Origin of the sequence: Cypionkella sp., from assembly GCF_028290025.1 — a bacterium.
GTDB lineage: Bacteria > Pseudomonadota > Alphaproteobacteria > Rhodobacterales > Rhodobacteraceae > Cypionkella.
This window is the reverse complement of record NZ_JAQGKQ010000053.1, coordinates 1-17,589: the sequence shown is the minus strand read 5'-3', so window position 1 is coordinate 17,589 and position 17,589 is coordinate 1. Positions and strand designations below refer to the sequence as shown.

The 17,589-nt window shown below is 56.9% G+C and carries 18 protein-coding genes and 1 tRNA gene; 8 read left to right on the top strand and 11 right to left on the bottom strand.

What is annotated here, in order from left to right:
• Positions 1-325 precede the first annotated feature (325 nt).
• Positions 326-1,090, bottom strand: coding sequence for an NAD kinase (locus tag JWS10_RS08560; RefSeq protein WP_299476456.1), 765 nt, complete (start codon positions 1,088-1,090; stop codon positions 326-328).
• A 203-nt stretch (positions 1,091-1,293) separates the two neighbouring features.
• On the opposite strand from JWS10_RS08560, the gene glyA reads away from it, so the two are divergent.
• Positions 1,294-2,586 (top strand): serine hydroxymethyltransferase, encoded by a 1,293-nt coding sequence (gene glyA / locus JWS10_RS08555; protein ID WP_299476454.1) that lies wholly within the window; start codon positions 1,294-1,296, stop codon positions 2,584-2,586.
• 199 nt (positions 2,587-2,785) lie between these two features.
• On the opposite strand, the gene JWS10_RS08550 is transcribed toward glyA, so the two are convergent.
• Complete coding sequence (locus JWS10_RS08550) at positions 2,786-3,157, bottom strand: hypothetical protein (protein ID WP_299506377.1); 372 nt, start codon at positions 3,155-3,157, stop codon at positions 2,786-2,788.
• Positions 3,158-3,270: 113 nt separating this feature from the next.
• Between JWS10_RS08550 and JWS10_RS08545 the strand changes: the two genes are divergently transcribed.
• Complete coding sequence (locus JWS10_RS08545) at positions 3,271-4,044, top strand: alpha/beta fold hydrolase (RefSeq protein ID WP_299506375.1); 774 nt, start codon at positions 3,271-3,273, stop codon at positions 4,042-4,044.
• 59 nt (positions 4,045-4,103) lie between these two features.
• Here JWS10_RS08545 and JWS10_RS08540 read toward each other — a convergent pair whose 3' ends face one another.
• The 6 genes from JWS10_RS08540 to JWS10_RS08515 all read right to left on the bottom strand — a co-directional run bounded on the left by JWS10_RS08540 (position 4,104) and on the right by JWS10_RS08515 (position 10,212).
• Positions 4,104-5,162, bottom strand: coding sequence for a Gfo/Idh/MocA family oxidoreductase (locus JWS10_RS08540; protein ID WP_299506373.1), 1,059 nt, complete (start codon positions 5,160-5,162; stop codon positions 4,104-4,106).
• The gene (locus JWS10_RS08535; protein WP_299506371.1) at positions 5,162-5,947 is read right to left on the bottom strand and encodes a ThuA domain-containing protein; all 786 of its coding nucleotides are present in this window, start codon (positions 5,945-5,947) and stop codon (positions 5,162-5,164) included. The genes JWS10_RS08540 and JWS10_RS08535 overlap by 1 nt, the downstream gene beginning before the upstream one ends.
• Positions 5,948-6,009: 62 nt before the next feature.
• Positions 6,010-7,011, bottom strand: a complete 1,002-nt coding sequence (locus JWS10_RS08530; RefSeq protein WP_299506370.1) for an ABC transporter ATP-binding protein — start codon at positions 7,009-7,011, stop codon at positions 6,010-6,012.
• A gap of 3 nt (positions 7,012-7,014) precedes the next feature.
• Positions 7,015-7,848, bottom strand: a complete 834-nt coding sequence (locus JWS10_RS08525; RefSeq protein WP_299506368.1) for a carbohydrate ABC transporter permease — start codon at positions 7,846-7,848, stop codon at positions 7,015-7,017.
• Positions 7,848-8,813, bottom strand: coding sequence for a carbohydrate ABC transporter permease (locus JWS10_RS08520; RefSeq protein ID WP_299506366.1), 966 nt, complete (start codon positions 8,811-8,813; stop codon positions 7,848-7,850). The genes JWS10_RS08525 and JWS10_RS08520 overlap by 1 nt, the downstream gene beginning before the upstream one ends.
• A 118-nt stretch (positions 8,814-8,931) precedes the next feature.
• Complete coding sequence (locus JWS10_RS08515) at positions 8,932-10,212, bottom strand: ABC transporter substrate-binding protein (protein ID WP_299506364.1); 1,281 nt, start codon at positions 10,210-10,212, stop codon at positions 8,932-8,934.
• 547 nt (positions 10,213-10,759) lie between these two features.
• On the opposite strand from JWS10_RS08515, the gene JWS10_RS08510 reads away from it, so the two are divergent.
• On the top strand, positions 10,760-10,888 hold the full coding sequence (locus tag JWS10_RS08510) for a hypothetical protein (protein ID WP_299476430.1): 129 nt from the start codon (positions 10,760-10,762) through the stop codon (positions 10,886-10,888).
• A gap of 34 nt (positions 10,889-10,922) precedes the next feature.
• Here the strand turns inward: JWS10_RS08510 and JWS10_RS08505 are convergent, their stop codons facing one another.
• The 3 genes from JWS10_RS08505 to JWS10_RS08495 are packed head-to-tail and all read right to left on the bottom strand — an operon-like array spanning position 10,923 to position 12,850.
• The gene (locus JWS10_RS08505; protein WP_299506363.1) at positions 10,923-11,399 is read right to left on the bottom strand and encodes a DUF2948 family protein; all 477 of its coding nucleotides are present in this window, start codon (positions 11,397-11,399) and stop codon (positions 10,923-10,925) included.
• Entirely contained in the window at positions 11,396-12,664 is a 1,269-nt protein-coding gene (murA, locus tag JWS10_RS08500; protein WP_299506362.1) for a UDP-N-acetylglucosamine 1-carboxyvinyltransferase, read from the bottom strand. Before murA ends, JWS10_RS08505 begins: the two co-directional genes overlap by 4 nt.
• Positions 12,665-12,673: 9 nt before the next feature.
• Positions 12,674-12,850 carry a hypothetical protein gene (locus JWS10_RS08495; RefSeq protein WP_299506360.1) on the bottom strand — a complete coding sequence of 59 codons (177 nt, stop codon included), beginning with the start codon at positions 12,848-12,850 and terminating at the stop codon, positions 12,674-12,676.
• Between the two features lie 138 nt (positions 12,851-12,988).
• On the opposite strand from JWS10_RS08495, the gene JWS10_RS08490 reads away from it, so the two are divergent.
• The 5 genes from JWS10_RS08490 to JWS10_RS08470 form a co-directional block, all read left to right on the top strand.
• A tRNA-Thr gene (locus JWS10_RS08490) sits at positions 12,989-13,063 on the top strand.
• A 115-nt stretch (positions 13,064-13,178) separates the two neighbouring features.
• Positions 13,179-14,858 carry a site-specific integrase gene (locus tag JWS10_RS08485; RefSeq protein ID WP_299506358.1) on the top strand — a complete coding sequence of 560 codons (1,680 nt, stop codon included), beginning with the start codon at positions 13,179-13,181 and terminating at the stop codon, positions 14,856-14,858.
• Between the two features lie 700 nt (positions 14,859-15,558).
• On the top strand, positions 15,559-16,032 hold the full coding sequence (locus JWS10_RS08480) for a hypothetical protein (protein ID WP_299506355.1): 474 nt from the start codon (positions 15,559-15,561) through the stop codon (positions 16,030-16,032).
• A complete protein-coding gene (locus JWS10_RS08475) occupies positions 16,029-16,427 on the top strand; it encodes a hypothetical protein (RefSeq protein WP_299506352.1) in 399 nt (132 codons plus the stop codon). Before JWS10_RS08480 ends, JWS10_RS08475 begins: the two co-directional genes overlap by 4 nt.
• 548 nt (positions 16,428-16,975) lie before the next feature.
• Positions 16,976-17,589: hypothetical protein (locus JWS10_RS08470; protein ID WP_299506349.1), on the top strand; the 614-nt coding region annotated here is incomplete at its 3' end.

Below are 17,589 nucleotides of genomic sequence, written 5' to 3'. Positions count from 1 at the left end.
GCAGGCGGCAGGTGCCCGGCACCTCGACGCTGCGTATAAAGTTTGGCGGTTATCTAGTCAACCGCCGAGCCCGTATGCCAAGCCCGTATCTGTCACCGGCAGCATTTAGGACCGCCGTCAAGCGACCGCTATGGGCTTTCAGCCTCGTTTCCTACCTCCTGCTTGACGCCAGCTTCTATTCGAACGCGAGTGCAAGCCAGACCAGCATCAGAGCTGCCGTGGCCGCCGAGAAGAAAACCACAACTGTTAAGATTCCCTAAATCTCACTTCGCAAACCATTGATTTTATTGGGGCAACGCTCGCGCCACACGTGGACACACCCTAATCACGCAAATTGCTCCACAATCAGACGCTCCTCCAAACCATGTCCCGGATCAAACAAAATCCGATGCTGGATGGCAGGCTCCGACCGAATTTCCACCGAGACCACATCCGTGACAGGCCGACTATCGGCATCAGCCCGCACCGGGCGTTTCTCTGGCTCCAGAATATCAAACCGCACCACGACAGACTTCGGAAGCAAAGCCCCCCGCCACCTTCTCGGCCGAAACGCCGCCATCGGAGTCAAAGCCAGCACGTCCGACCCAATCGGCAAGATCGGCCCATGCGCCGAATAATTGTAGGCGGTAGACCCCGCCGGAGTGGAAACCAAAACGCCATCACAGACCAGTTCCTCCAACCGAACCTTGCCATCGACCGAGATGCGAACCTTTGCCGCCTGCGGCCCTGCCCGCAACAGCGACACCTCATTGATCGCCAAAGCCTGCGTCACCGATCCATCTACCGACACCGCCGTCATCGCCAACGGATGGATCACCGCCTCCTCCGCCACCGCCAACCTTTTTGGCAGCAGATCGCTCGAGAACGTATTCATCAAAAAACCCACAGTGCCGCAGTTCATCCCATAAACCGGCAGTCCCAGTTTCTGAGTCTCATGCAAGGTTTGCAGCATAAAGCCGTCCCCCCCCAGCGCCACCACCACATCCGCCTCGGTGACATCAACCTGCCCATGCAAAGCCACCAGATCGGCCAAAGCCTCCTGCGCGGGCGGGGTCAAACTTGCGACGAACGCGATCTTCCTGAACACCACCTAAAGAATCCCTGTACCTGACGCCGCATCCTTGGCCGCCACGTCGCCAAACTCAAGCCCCACAGATGCTTTGAGTAGCGCTAAGAAGTTTCCGATAGTAAACAAGACGGCGTAACCGAGCCACCCTGGGTCGTTTATTGCCTTCCCAGACCCATCCCCTTCGCCTAGAACCGCTGCAAACGCCCTTCACCGCAGGAGACGCCATGACCGCCCACCGCGACACCGGATTTTTCACCGAAAGCCTCTCCAGCCGTGACCCTGAACTGTTCGGCTCGATCACCAACGAATTGGGGCGTCAGCGTCACGAAATTGAGCTGATCGCCTCGGAAAACATCGTCAGCCGCGCGGTGATGGAAGCGCAGGGCTCGGTGATGACCAACAAATACGCCGAGGGCTATCCGGGCAAACGCTACTACGGCGGTTGTGAATTTGTTGACGTTGCGGAAAATCTGGCGATTGAGCGGGCCAAGCAGTTGTTTGGCTGCGGTTTCGCCAACGTGCAGCCGAACTCGGGCAGCCAAGCCAACCAAGGCGTGTTTCAGGCGCTGATCAAACCCGGCGATACTATTTTGGGGATGAACCTCGCGTCGGGCGGCCACTTGACCCACGGTGCGGCGCCAAACCAATCCGGCAAGTGGTTCAATGCCATCCAATACGGTGTGCGCCAGCAAGACAGCCGCATCGACTACGACCAGATGGAAGCTTTGGCGCTGGAGCATAAGCCGAAGCTTATCATCGCGGGCGGTTCCGCCGTGCCGCGTCAGATCGACTTTGCCCGCTTCCGCGAAGTGGCTGACAAAGTCGGCGCATACCTTATGGTCGATATGGCGCACTTCGCTGGTCTGGTCGCCGGTGGCCACCACCCCTCGCCGTTCCCTTATGCCGACGTGGCAACCACCACGACGCATAAAACCCTGCGCGGTCCTCGGGGCGGTATGATCCTGACCAACAACGAGGACATCGCCAAGAAAGTGAACTCGGCGATTTTCCCCGGCATCCAAGGCGGTCCTTTGATGCATGTAATCGCGGCGAAAGCCGTGGCATTCGGTGAGGCTTTGCGCCCCGAGTTCAAAGCCTATGCGGGCCAAGTGATCAAAAACGCGCAGGCGTTGGCGGATGAGTTGATGAAAGGTGGCCTTGATATCGTCACCGGCGGCACCGACACTCACGTCATGCTGGTCGATCTGCGCCCGAAAAACGTCAAGGGCAACGCCACCGAGAAAGCCTTGGGACGCGCCAATATCACCTGCAACAAGAACGGCATTCCGTTCGACCCGGAAAAGCCGACAGTGACCAGCGGCGTGCGTCTTGGCACTCCGGCAGGAACGACGCGCGGCTTTGGAGAGGTTGAGTTCCGTCAGATCGGCAAATGGATCGTCGAAGTGGTCGATGGCCTGGCAGCGAATGGCGAGGACGGTAACGGCGAAGTAGAGGTTGCTGTGAAAGCGCAAGTCGAGGCTTTGTGCCAGAAGTTTCCGATGTATCCCGGGCTGTGAAGCTTTTTAGATAAACGATGAGGCGCAGGGAAACCTGCGCCCTTTGCTTTTGCGCGGGTCGGTGCTGTCAGGCCAGTCGCTCTTATACAACATATGCGGTTATTTAAGCCGCTGGGCTTAAGAATTTGATAACCACATTCCGCGAGTCAAATAATGCCGGCTTTTCCGAAATGATTACCCAAAGGTGCCGCGCACCTGATCAAACAAACCCGCGCCAGTACAGCACCCCCAACAGCAAAACCGCCACAGCAAGAACCGAGAACGCCACCGAAGCCGCGATCCCAACCACCGCGCCTTTGCGGCGATCACCACCATCGACACCGTTTAGGTGCCGCACGCAGGTATCATAGGCTTGCGCCACGGATTGCTGATCGACCCGCGCCCAAAGCTTGGGGTTTTGCGCCATCACCGCACCGGTTTGTAAAACCTCTGCCGCCGCCCGCACCCGGCGCGGCAGCAAGCGCCCGCCCTTGTGCAGCTTTTCGCCAAGGCCCGCGCCGCGTACCCGCAGGCGTTGCTCCATCAGACCGGCCACGCGGTCGGCCATCTGCTGAATAGGCACTCCCGTCATGTAGGCACTCCGGTCATATCACGTATCCCTTTGACTTCGCCAAAGCTTATCGCCACAGCGACAGGGCTTCAACTGGTCTGGCCGAAACTGCCGATCCGCGCTATCAAAGCCACATGCTCGCGATTACCACCTATCCCGCTACGACGATCGACCCCAAACTGCCCGATCTGTTGATTGTGCACGGTCTGTTCGGCTCTGCCCGCAACTGGGGCGTGATCGCGCGGCATCTGGCGGACGTGCGCACGGTGCATGTGGTGGATATGCGCAACCACGGCTCAAGCCTGCGAGCTGAGACGCAAAGCTACCCCGATATGGCGGGCGATCTGGCAGAGGTGATAACATCGTTGGGTGCGCCGATGGATGTGATGGGGCATTCCATGGGCGGTAAGGCCGCGATGCATTTGGCACTGACCCGGCCCGAATTGATCCGTAAGCTGGTGGTGGCCGATATTGCGCCCGTGGCTTACAGCCATGATCAATCGCAATATATTGCCGCGATGCGGGCGCTGGATTTGACCGGACTTTCGTCACGCAGCGAGGCGGATCGCAGGCTCAGCGCCACGGTGGACGACCCCGCCCTTAGGGCGTTTTTCCTGCAATCTCTGGACCTGAAGGCACAGCCCCCAGTCTGGCGCCTGAACCTAGACGTGCTGGAAGATCAAATGCCGCTGATCGTCGGCTGGTCTGGCATCGACGGGCAGTTTGGGGGCCATACGTTGTTTCTCACCGGAGCCTTGTCGCATTACGTCAAGCCGGAATACCGCGAGACGATCCGCAATCTGTTCCCGAAATCACACTTTGCCAGACTGCCCGGCGCGGGCCATTGGCTCCACGCCGAGCGCCCACGAGAATTTGAGCAGGCGGTGCAAGTTTTCTTGAAGGCTTGAGGCTTAATCGAGCGGGCTTTTCATCCGCAGTAGCAGCTTGTCATTGCGAGAGGCCCGCGTCAAACCTTTAGGCTTAGCCCGGCTTGTCCTGCCGATTGCTCGGCGCGGTCAAGCAAGCGTTGCAAGTCGGCACCGCGGGCAAAATTGGGCTCGGAGGGGCCCTCACCCCGGATCGCGGCGATGAACCGTTGATAGATCGTCGGCAATAACAAAGCTTCGACGTCGTGCCAAAGCGCCGTTTGCAAATCGGGTTCCAGACAGGCGCGTAGGGTGCTTTGGTTTTGCTGCCAACCCACCTCCAGCCCGCCTTTGTCACCGTAAATCCGCAAGCGCAGATCGTTCAAATGGCCGCTAGCAAACCGCGTTGCGGCCACCGTGCCGAGCGCTCCATTCTCCAGCAGTATCTGCATGGTGGCGCTGTCATTGGCATCCAGAGGGTATTCACCGATCTGATCGCCGGGCGCTTTGTGGAATGTGGCGAGGCGGCATGAGACTTCGACCGCAGCTTGTCCGGCGATAAAGGTTGCGAAATCAAGGATGTGGATGCCGACATCGCCTAAGACACCCTTGGAGCCATGCTTGGTAGACAGCCGCCACAGCCATTGGCTTTCTTTGTCCCAATGGCCCCACGCGGGTTGGGCCAGCCAGCTTTGCAGATAGCTTGCCTCAAAGTGCCGGACCGTGCCGATGGCACCTTCGCGCACCATCGCGGCGGCTTTTTGCAGGGCGGCGACGTTGCGGTACGACAGGTTAATCATGTTGACCACGCCCGCCTTGGCGGCTGCTGCAGCCATTGCATCAGCTTGAGCTTCAGAGGTGGCGAGGGGTTTTTCGCACAACACATGCTTGCCCGCCGCAAGGAACGGCAGGGTGGTCGCGTAGTGAGCGGCGTCTGGTGTCACGTTGGTAACGGCATCAAACTGACCCCAAGCAATCGCCTCATCAATCGAAGCGAAGCGATTGGCTATGCCGTGGCGATCACAGAAATCGGTCAGCTGCGCGGGCCGCGTGTCGATGCCGCCAACGAGCGTCACCCCTGCAATCGCCTCAAAATTTTCGACATGGTTGTGCGCCATGCCTCCGGTGCCAAGGATCAAAATACGGACCGGAGCCGCCATCACCGATACCCCGCCTCGCCGTCGTGGTGCAGGCGCGGGCCACGTTCGGTGATCGGCTCCAGCGCCTTATCCACGGGCGTATTTGGCGCGTCGTTCGGATTGGCGATGCGTTGGTTCGGGTTATAAGCCCATTTGACCGCGTTCGAGATCACCCGCTGCACGTGGGCGTCGTGATAGGTCGGATAGGTCTCATGCCCCGGTCGGAAGTAAAAGATATTGCCCGCACCGCGCTTGTAGGTCAGACCCGAGCGGAACACTTCGCCACCCGCAAACCAGCTGATGAACACGGTTTCCAACGGCTCCGGCACGCCGAAAGGCTCGCCATACATTTCCTCATATTCCAGCTCAAAATGATCCGGCAGACCTGCGGCAATTGGGTGCTGACGGCTGGTCACCCAAAGCCGCTCGCGCTCGCCCGCCTCACGCCATGACAGGTTGCACGGAGCGCCCATCAGGCGTTTGAATGGTTTGGAGAAATGTGCGGAGTGCAGGAAAATGATGCCCATGCCGCCCCAAACGGCGTTGCAAACCCGCTCAACAATGGCGTCATCAACGTCGCCGTGGGCTGCGTGACCCCACCAGATCAGCACGTCGGTCGCGGCCAGTTTCTCGGCGCTCAGACCGTGATCTGCATCCTGCAAGGTCACGGTTGTGGCCGCAATCCCTTCGGCCTTGTTCAGGCTCGCGGCAATCGTGCCATGCATGGTCAGCGGGTAAACATCTGACACGACTTTGTTCTTCTGCTCGTGGACGTTCTCGCCCCAAACGGTGACGCGGATGCTCATGGCATGTTCCTTTTATAGCTGCCGCGACCCTATGCCGGGCGCGACCAGACGGTTTTATCAATTCAGCGGATCGGCTTGCCGTTCTGATCGAACTTGTGCAACTGGCCAGCTTTGGGCGAAAGCGAAACGGTGTCGCCGACCTTCATCGTCAGTTTGCCCTCGCGCCGCACGATCAAAGGCTCGTCGCTGCCCACTTCAACGAACAAATAATTGTCGCTGCCCAGATCTTCGGCATGCACGATCTGGCCCGTCCACAAACCGCCCTCGCCCACCTCGATATGCTCCGAGCGAATACCCAAAGTGGTGCAACCATGATCGCTGGCGAATTTTCCGGTCAGAAAGTTCATCTTCGGGCTGCCGATAAAGCCTGCGACGAAGATCGAAATGGGGCGTTCGTAAAGCTCCGCCGGGGTGCCGACCTGCTCCAGACGGCCATCGCGGAGCACGGCGATACGGTCGGCCAAGGTCATCGCCTCAACCTGATCGTGGGTGACGTAGATCATCGTCACGTCCGACATCGCGTGATGCAGTTTGGCGATTTCCAACCGGGTTTGCACCCGCAAGGCGGCGTCGAGGTTCGACAACGGCTCGTCAAACAAGAACACACGCGGATCGCGCACGATGGCACGGCCAATGGCGACGCGCTGCCGCTGGCCACCCGACAACTGCTTTGGCAACCGCTCAAGCAGGTGATCAATTTGCAGCAGTTTCGCCGCCTCCATCACCCGCTTTTTCATCGCCTCGGGGCTGGCTTTCGCGAGCTTCATCCCGAAAGCCATGTTGTCGTAGACAGTCATATGCGGATAAAGCGCATAAGATTGAAAGACCATCGCGATGCCACGTTGGCTGGGCAGCACGTTGTTGACGCGTTCATTGTCGAACAGCATGTCGCCCGAGGAAATCTCCTCCAGCCCCGAGATAAGCCGCAACAGGGTGGATTTACCGCAGCCCGATGGCCCGACAAACACCATAAATTCGCCTTTCTCAACGGTCAGGTCGATGCCCTTGATCACATCCACCGCGCCATAGGACTTTTTCAAATTCTTGAGTTCAATTTTTGCCATTTTTCAGCCCTTCACGCCGCCTGCGGTCAAACCCGCGACGATTTTGCGTTGGAAGATAAGAACGAGGATAATCAATGGCACCGTCACGATGACAGAGGCAGCCATGATTGGCCCCCAAGGGATTTCCTGCTGCGATGCACCAGAAAGCAGCGCAATCGCTACGGGAACAGTGCGTGTTGACTCGGATGAGGTGAAGGTCAGCGCGAACAGGAATTCGTTCCACGCGCCGATGAAGGCGAGCAGCCCCGTCGTGACCAAAGCGGGCCACAGCAGCGGCAAAAATACTTTGGTTATGATGATCCACGGCGTTGCGCCATCAACGATTGCGGCTTCTTCTATCTCGACCGGAAGGTCGCGCATGAAGGTAGTCAGCACCCAGACAGTGAACGGAAGCGTGAAGATTGTGTAAGACAGGATCAGCGCTAAGGGCGAATTGAACAGACCAAGATAGGTGATCAGCTCGAACAACCCGGCCAGCACAGCGATCTGCGGAAACATCGACACCGCGAGGATGGTCATCAGCAGCAGGCCCCGACCCCGGAAGCGCACGCGGGCTAGGGCGTAGGAGGCGGTTACCGCGAGGAACAGGGCGAACACCACGGTTGTGGTCGCTACGAACACCGAGGTCAGAATGTTGCGCGGAAACGTCGCGCCGCCCAAAACTTGACGGTAGTTCGCCCATTCAAAGTGCTTCGGGAAGTAGTTGGTTTCAAACAAGGCCGTCCCGGTCGCGAACGAGGTGACAATGGCGTAGTAAAACGGGAAGATTGAGAAGATTACGATCACCGCGACAAGCGCGTAGAAAGCGATGATTTTCAATAGCTTGTTGGCGGTCATTAGCCAGCCTCCCCGCTAAGATCGACCTTGCCGAGCCAAATATACAGCGACACAAAAATCGCCAAAATCGCGAACAGCAAGGTTGATTGCGCCGAGCCATAGGCAAATTTATCGAACTCGATCAGGTTCTCACGGCTGATCACCGACATGGTTTTGGTGGCCGCCGAGTTTGGCGTCAGCACATAGATCAGATCGAAAATCCGCAGCGCATCGAGCATACGGAAGATCACCGCGACCATCAGCGCCGGCCGGATCAGCGGCAGTGTGATCCTGAAAAACACTTTCACAGGGTTGATGCCATCGATCTTTGCTGCTTCGTAAATATCGCGCGGCACCATTTGCAAACCCGCGAGGCACAGCAAAGCCATGAACGGAGTGGTTTTCCAGATATCTACCATCAGCACGGCGTACATCGCGGTGTCGGTGTTTGCGGTCCATGCGATCTTGGAACTGATGATGCCGAGGTGCAGCAGGATATCGTTAATGATGCCGTATTGGTCGTTCAGCATCCACGCCCACATCTTCGCCGAAACGATGGTTGGAATAGCCCATGGGATCAGGATGGCCGCGCGCACGAATCCTCGGCCTTTGAACTCGGCGTTCAGCACCAGCGCCACGATCAGCCCGAGTATCGTCTCACATACCACAGAGACTACCGAGAACCGCACGGTGTTCCAAACGGCGTTCCACCATGCAGGATCAACCAGCGTTCCCTTGTAGCGCACGGTGCCGTTCGACAGGGTTTGCACGCGCAGATAATTGTCGAAACCGATAAACCTGCCGCCATAGAGATTGTTCAGCGATGTGTCGGTCAGCGAGAACCAAACCGTTCTCAGCAATGGCCAAGCCGCCACGCAAAACAGCGCGATCAGCATCGGTGCCAGAAACAAGATCGCGGCATTGCGGCGCTGCTGCTGCAGGCTGCGGCCGCTTTCCCGTCCAATCGCAGTCGTTGAAGCTGTCATGTTTGTCCCCCTTGTGACGGCCCTTTCACGCGGCCGCGCGCAGAATATGGGCGGCGAACTGCGCCTGCGTCAGCGCAAGCCACCGCACATCCTCAAGCCATGCCCGATAACGGGAGGATTACCAGGCGTCGCCTTTCAGGTCGGTCAGGTCAGCTTCCAGACCAGCCAAATTGTCAGCAGCCGAGCCATTGCCCGACAGGGTTTCATGCACGGCCGACCAGAATTTCGAGGAAACTTCGTTGTATTTGCCCAACGTCGGTGCCGACGGACGTGGCACGGCGTTCATAAACACGCTTTTCCACTGCGGGATGATCGGCGATTTTTCAGCAATCTCTGGATCATCATACAAGGCTTGGATGGTCGGCAGGTGAGTTTCCATGATGGCGCGCATTTTCTGCGCCTCTGGTCCGGCCAGATAAACCGCCAGCGAAATCGCGGCTTCTTGGTGCTGCGAGTATTTTGACACTGCGATGTTCCAGCCGCCCAAAGTCGCTGCCGAACTGTCACCCTCTGCGCCAACTGGCAGCGTGGTCACAGCAAATTTGCCCTTCACAGCCGAATCCGCGCCGTCGCCCAAAGCATAGGCGTAAGGCCAGTTGCGCATGAACGCCGCGTTGCCAGTCTGCCAAACACCGCGCGCTTCTTCTTCCTGATAGGCGTGAAGGCCTTCCGGGGAGATCGTGCCAACCCAGCCAGCAGCCGTTTCCAGCGCCTTCACGGCTTTCGGATTGTTGACCGAGATCGTGCCATCGGCCTCAACAATTTGCCCGCCACCGAAAGATTTCACCCATTCCAGCGCATTGCAGGTCAGCCCTTCATAAGCGTTGCCCTGAAACACATAGCCCCAGAAATCGCCGCTGCCTGCCGCACGCTCACCCTCTTGGATTTTGGTCGCCGCGGCGGTTAGCTCATCCCAAGTTTTCGGCACTTCGACGCCGTATTTCTCCAGCAAATCCTTCCGGTAATACAGCGCTGGCGCGTCGGTGAAGATCGGCAGAGCGACCAGCTTGCCGTTGACGGTTTGTGATTGGATGATTGAGGGGAAGTTTGCCGGTATCAGGTCTTTCGCGGCTTCGGTCAGATCGACAAAATGGTCAGCCAATTGCGGAGCCCAGATCACATCCGTCTGATATAGGTCGATGTCGGTCGCGCCCGCCGCTAGCCACAGCCGATACTGGCCGAACTGATCAGAAGTCGAGGACGGCATCGGCACCACGGTGACTTTGTTGCCGGTCTTGTCTTCCCAAGGCTTCACAATCGCCGGGAAGTCTTGCAAATCCGAACCCGTTGCACCCGAAACGACAGAAATTTCTTCGGCCAAAACGGGCATTCCAATGGCGGCAAACACTGCGATAGCCGCAGCCGACCGCAACATGCGGCTGTCCAATCCAAATGACATGGATTCCCTCCCCTATATTTTGATTGCGCCAAACCAGCGCTTCCCTATCAAAACACCGCTTTTCCAGATCTTGCGAACCGGCCTCCCGCAGTGTTTGAAAAGGCTGTAGCGCAAAAACGGCTAATTCGTCAACGATTCTCAATTCAAAGCGCTTTCAAATTGAAAGCTTGCGATCAGTTTCTCGCTAAGCCACCGCGCGGATCCAGCATGACCTGCTATGCTGCATCGCTGCGATAACCGCAGCAGCGGCAACATTTAATCGTGTCCACAGCTGGCTTAAAACGCCCAATTTATTGATTTGTTGACTTGCATGCTGGCTTGAAGGCCCTGAGGTAAGTCTGGGGTTAGTCTGGCTTTCACCGTGCGCACTTACTTTCGATGCGTCTCGAACCGCATTAAAACTGACGGACTTTCAGCGTAGCATTACGACATCAGCTTCGCGCGCGGGCCAAGCCAACCATCGCAGTTGAATGGGCTTGGGTTTGTCGCTGCAAAGGTGCATGATGCCATCGGTCTATTGGTTGACCGACATGAGTAAGGAAAAGACATGGCCAAGGGCATGAGCAAACCCGGCAAGAACGTGAAAAAGCCGAAGAAAGACAAAGCGAAGCCATCGGTGGCGACGCCAAGCACCAAGAATTCCGTGGTGATCAATACCAACGGTCCGCGCGAGTAAGCGCGCAAGGCTGTTGCTGAACGCAGGTTACCGCTTAAACATCATGCGCTGGCACCTTACCCGAAGGTGCCAGATAAGGTCGCGTCACATCGCGCAAAGTCGCGTCTAGCGCCTCAACCTGCAACCCAATTGCTCCATCTCCTGCCAAGATAAGCGTCACCAACCCGGTGCCGTCTTCCCCCGGCGTGAAGGTAATATCCAGCAGCGACAAGATGGTGTCTTTATCATCACGATCAATGCCCTGAGAACGTACAGCCAGCACGTCCTCGAACACCAACAGGCTTTGCACCCGCTCAAACTTGCCGCCTGCCCGCTGGGCTGCGTCAAGATACTCCCAGCGAAAGCGGTTCAACATCAGGGCAAACCGGCGTTTCTGCCGCACCAAAGACATCTCGGTAATCGGAAACACCGCGTCCTGCAGCAATGCGGCAAACACCGCCAGCCCCTCAGCATCCTGCGCAATTAGCCGCAGCGGAGCCTCATCGCCATCTTCGAACCGAGCATCACTCATGCACTGATCCGCTCAATCAAAGCCCCGACGCCGCGCAGTTTTTCCTCAACCCGCTCATAACCGCGATCGAGATGGTAAACCCGGCTGACCACCGTCTCGCCCTCTGCTGCCAAACCGGCCAAGATCAGCGACACCGAGGCGCGCAAATCCGTCGCCATCACCCGCGCCCCGCGCAGTTTTTCAACGCCGGTGACCGTGGCATGACCGCCATGCACATCAATCTTTGCGCCCATCCGCACCAGTTCCGGCGCATGCATGAAGCGGTTCTCAAAGATTGTCTCCTCCAGCACCGAAGTGCCGTCAGCGGTACACAGCAAAGCCATCATCTGCGCCTGCAAATCGGTCGGAAATCCTGGGAATGGCTCCGTCACCACATCCACCGCATTCACCCGGCCATTCTTGCGCGTAACCTTTAGCCCGCGCTCGGTTTCCACGACCGAGACTCCTGCTGCATCCAGCTTTTCCGCAAACGCGCCCACAAGGCTCATCTTGCCACCCAAACATTCGACCTCACCGCCACAAATCGCTGGCAGCAGCATATAGGTTCCCAACTCTATTCGGTCTGTCACCACAGGGTGCGTCGCCCCGCCCAAACGGTCTACGCCCTGAATGGTGATTGTACTGGTGCCCTCACCGTCGATCTGCGCGCCCATCCGGCGCAGACACACGGCGAGATCGACAATCTCAGGTTCCCGCGCTGCGTTCTTTAAAACTGTGGTGCCCTTTGCCAGAGTCGCAGCCAACAAAGCGTTCTCGGTCGCCCCCACCGAGACAAACGGAAACTCGATAATCGCCCCGCGCAAGCGTCCACCCGGAGCCTTCGCATGCACGTAGCCATCGCGCAATTCCAACTCGGCCCCCATCGACTCAAACGCCTTCAAATGCAGATCCACCGGGCGCGCGCCAATCGCACAGCCACCGGGCAGCGAGACAATCGCATGACCGTCGCGTGCCAAAAGCGGCCCCAACACAAGGATCGAGGCACGGAATTTGCGCACAATCTCATAGTCGGCGGTATGATTATCGACCTTGTGGCTCGACATCGCCAATACCAGACCGTTCTGCATTGAGGCCACTTCCGCGCCCAAAGACTGCAAAAGCTGGGTCATCGTCGCAATATCCGACAGCCGCGGCGCATTGGTCAGCGTCAGCGGTTCTTCCGACAGCAACGTCGCGGGCATCAGCGTCAGGCAAGCATTTTTCGCCCCCGCAATCGGGATCACCCCGTTAAGCGGCCCATTGCCCTTGACCAAAATCGAATCCATCTGCCCGCCTCACTCGTTTTTGTTGTTATCATCGGCCGCGTCCGAATCCGCTGCCGTTCTCGCCCGCGCTTGCGCCTTCCTGCGGCCCATATTCGCCTTCAGCGCCAGCTTCAAGCGTGCCTCCCGCTCGATCTCGCGCTGCGATTTGGGCTTCGGCTGGTCAATGTCATCAGGTTTTTCACGCATGCGGTCTTTCTATTACAGCGCGCTCCAAGCGTCCAGCAACTCACCAAAGAAACCGCCAGTTTGCACTTGCACGCGGCCGCGAACGCGTCTATTCAGCCGCCACGCAAGCGGTTCCACACGGTTCCGCCAGCATCCGGCGCTGCAGTAGCTCAGTGGTAGAGCACACCCTTGGTAAGGGTGAGGTCGAGAGTTCAATCCTCTCTTGCAGCACCATTATCTTTCCTTACATATCAAAAGCTTAGCAAATACAGCATCTTAGCTGGCTATCCTTGTGTTAACCTTTGTGTCAACGTTCGTGTTAATCGAATTTAGCACAAGGTCGCTGCCCATGAATCTGCCCAAAGTACCCGGCACTCAGATCAGAGGCACGACCTACCATTATAACTTGCCAATACCGACAGCGATTCAGTCTCAGTACACCGCCTTTCCGGCGGGCGTTATGCGCGGAACGCTCAAAACCTCCGACCCAAAAGACGCAGCAAGCAAGATAGGTGACCAGCGGACTATCTTTGGCCGACAGGTGAAGGAGGCACAGCGCCTTGCCGAGCGCGACCGCATTCTTGGCACACTCGGGCAGGAAGACCGCGATCTGTTGGCAGAGATTGGTGGCGCGGAGAAACTGTTAGGCACCATCCGCGATCTACGATTGCAAGCCGCCTTCACGCTTGCTGGGTCTGGTGCAGATATCGCAATCCTCCGTGAAACCACCGACACCGCCGAGCACACGTTGCGCGTTGCAGAGGAAGTCTCAAAGCGAGAATCAGAAGCAGGTTTAACCACGCTGACAGCCGAAATCCGGCGCTTAAAGCATGTAGCCGAAAATCTCGGTGAGGGCGTTCTCGGGGACGAAATCAGAGTCCCTGCTACAAAATTCTTCAAAGGAAGCCAAACCCCCGGCAGAGCCGAAACTCTGAAAGAGTTTCTCGCCACTCCGCCGAAAGGGATTGATGAGAGCGGCGATGGCATCCGCGAACTTGCTGCACGGTTTGCCGATGCCAATAGCTGGACTATTCAAAATCGGGAATCCTTGGCCTTGACTGTCCGCCGCTGGATCGAAATGCACGGAGACTTGTCCGTGGCAAAATGGGAACGACGCCATCTTGATCAGTTTGACAAGGTTCTGGCAGAACTTCCCCTGACAAATCGGGCCGACCTGCGAAAATTAACCATTCACAAGGCAGTCGAGAAAGCCAAGCGCGACAAGCTAAGCTTGATCAGCTTCAAAGTTCGCGACAGATATTCAACGCATATGAAGGCACTCACCAAATACGCGTTGAACACTGCGGGATTGATTCAGGCTGATCCATTCGCCGGATACCAGCCCCGCAAGGCGAAAGAGAAATTCAGCGAACAGAAGATCACCACAACGGCCTACACACCTAAGCAGGTGGGGGCCATCCTTGATCATTGCGCCGTCACCTATGACACCGATGTGATAGATTACTGGCTACCCATCCTTGCTGCCTTCACCGGGGCGCGTAGGGAAGAATTAGGGCAACTGCTTGTTAAGGACGTATACACGGAGGGCAATTTCCAAGTTATTTCGATCACCGACAACGACCCGGCACAAAAGATCAAGAATAAGCATTCATTGCGGCTCACCCCACTCCCGTCCGCCGTGGTCGCTGCAGGATTTCTTGAGTACGTTGAGCGCCGCCGTAAGGCGGGAGGGCATTTCCTGTTCCTTGAAGATTTGGAGGGGCGGAAGGTCGCACGGGCTGAAGTCGAGCAAGACAAGCGCGGACGTCTGACCGAGCGATACGGGCATAGGTTCGCGCGCGGGGTGCGAGACAAGTTGGGATTTAAGCTTCCCGGTTTGAATCTGCACAGCCTGCGCCACAGTTGGACGGATGCAGCACGTCGCGCCAAAATTGATCCAGAAATCCGCCGATTGATTGCGGGTCGGCTGGACGGAGAAGACGCGACAGAGGCCGGATATGGTGGCAATGAACTGCTGGCGGACAAGCTGGAGGCACTGGAGGCGGTAGCAGCATTTGTCTGGGCCTGACGGCCTCAGAGCATCACCACAAGCCCTGCCCTCTCATGGTCTTCAGATCAGCGTCACAAACCCCGCAACGTGCCCCTACAGCCTCTCCATGGGGCGGCGGGCATACATTACAGACAATCACCACCGCCATAACGCACCATGCCAGCGCTGGGCTGGGCTGTGGACTTCTTCACCCGAGATTGCCCGTGATCAGATTTGACATTTCCAGAACTGAATGGTTTCCGGATCATTGACTGTCGGACAGGTAAAGTATTGGGCTGGTATGTTTTACTTTGGCTGCGACAGCGGGAATTACCAAAATAACCGTTAACCGCCTAAATTTGACAGTTAACGCCTCACTTGCTAAGTTAATTTCACAGGTATTTGCAACGGGGCTGCGAATTTCCAAAAAGCGACGGGGTCGCTAAAATAAATCATAATATCAAATTTAGAAAGGAACTCCCATGAGTTTCAACACCATGCGCGAAATACGCGATATTACAGGACTTGGAGTCGCGGCTGTAAGGTGGCTTTTGCGACTGCCATATCCGTTGCCGTTCTTGCTGTCCCCCGCGCCAGAGCAGGGCGGAAAACCAACCCGCCGCTACCTCTGGGCGGACGTCGCACCACGCCTGCGGCAACTTCACCAAATCACTGACGAACAGATCAACGCGCTTCTTCTAGTCGCCCAAAAACGTCAACAAAATAAAGGACTAACCCCATGAGTCGATCCAATCAAAAAACAATCGACGACCTACGCGAGTCACGTCTCCACGCGCTGCGCACAACGTCCCCAGAACACCAGCTTGATAGACTTAAGCCGCTGGAGCATCAACTAGAGTTGGCGCTGGCACGGGTCGCAGGCACGAAGCTGGCCCCCATCGTGATCAATCGAATGCTGGAAAGCTTGCTCTTGCATCCAGAAATTCTAATCCACATTTCTGGATCGGAAATGGCAGAGCTTCCGAGTAATGCCGAGGGGTGGAATGCGTTCGCCCACGATGCCATTAAGACCGAGCCACTGGCAGTCCTATGTATTGAATCTCGTGATGCCACGCGCCGCGAAGAATTAAAGCAAATTTATATCGCAGGTTTAAAACTAACGGATCGAATAACGAAAGCGCGTGACGGTACGCTGGACGCGGCGGCTGAGTCATATGTGGTGGTTGAATTGCAGCGAAGCGCTGGGCTATGACCGCGCTCCAACTGACCCGTGTCGAGCAATCGCGCTTATACACTGCGATGTGTGCCGCGCTAGGTGTCCCTGACCAGATCGAGACGCAACGCCTTGCTGCATTTGAGGCCCGCGCGCATGCCTTTTCCTATGAGTGCTTGGAGGCTTATATTCTCGCGGATACACTGGATACTCACATCCACTCGACGGGGGCAGAACATTACTCGATTAATGCGGCTGACGTGGAAGAACAGGCAGAATGCACCACTGCTATTGCAAAGAATGCGTTGGGATTCCTTGGCCTATTCAGAAGCCCAGCGCGTGGTCGTCTATATACCAATGACCCCACCTTGTTCTCACCGGTCCTAGCACTGCCGCAAGATTTGTTCACCGACTGGCGGTCGCTAGATTGGTGAAGCAACACATGGACAGACGCCGTAGACGCGGACTCCATGTCCGGCCTTGGCTCTGGCAAACCAAAAGCTTGCCGAATGGGGACTAATGAAAATCCCAACAAAATCCGACGTGCTGCCGAAACTTACCCTAAGGCTCGATGACCTGACGGTGACCGCATTGTGGTCGTTCAACAAATACGCGTGGCCGGGATATCTTTAGGAGCCGGGAGACGCAGGTGCGCGATGACGAATGCGGAACTAGCGAACGCAGTGACCGATTAGATCACAGATCTTCATCTTGGGACGGCTAGTGCGATCAAACGCGTTCGGCAGAAGGAAGCCTTTTTTTTAACCGCTTTTTTGCCCTGAGCGGCTGCGCGATATGCCGACATCGAACTTTTACAGTTTGGGCGCATGGCCATCAACGAGGCCGAACGGAATTTAAAAACAAGAGGCGCGCAGCCCGGTAAAGCTGCGCGCCTTAAAGAAGAATGGGCGTCATAACCGCCCATGTTTGCACCTCTCACAGGTACAACGAAATCAACCTAATCGCAAGAAAGTTTGCACACATGAACACCAAGACACAACAAGACAACAGCGCCAAAGCGTGTGAGCCTGATGCAATCATTGATGAGGCCTTGGTAGGCCTGCAAGATTGCGCGCAGGATGCTGCAGAGGCCTCACAGGAAGCCCCAGAGGCACCAGCCGCTCTGATCAAGCTCAATGACGCCGTCATCACTGGCACCGAAACGGAAGCAGGCAACGCCTTGCTGGAAACGCCCGTCACCATGATGTTGGGTGAAATGTGGGAACAACGCGACAAGCGCAACACCCAAGATGGGCAATGGATTTCACAGACGCGCAGTTGGGCGCAATGGATTGAAGGCGGACCCGGTGATAAGAACAACCCTGCGTGGGGTTTGTCCCGTCATAATGTATCAAAGGCCAAGGAAGGCCCGTGTATGGTCTTGGGTTCCTCCACAGAGAATGCCCGCAAGGCTGTGGCGATGGTCAACATGTCAGCGATGGGACTCGATATCGACAGTGGCGCAAGCCGCGAAGCCGTAGTGGCTAAGATCAAGAGCCTAGGCTTGTTCTGTATCGTTTACACTTCCTACAACAACGGCAAGCGTGTGCTGCAACTGAAGCGCGACCATGTTTTGCAGAAAATGAAGATCAAGCG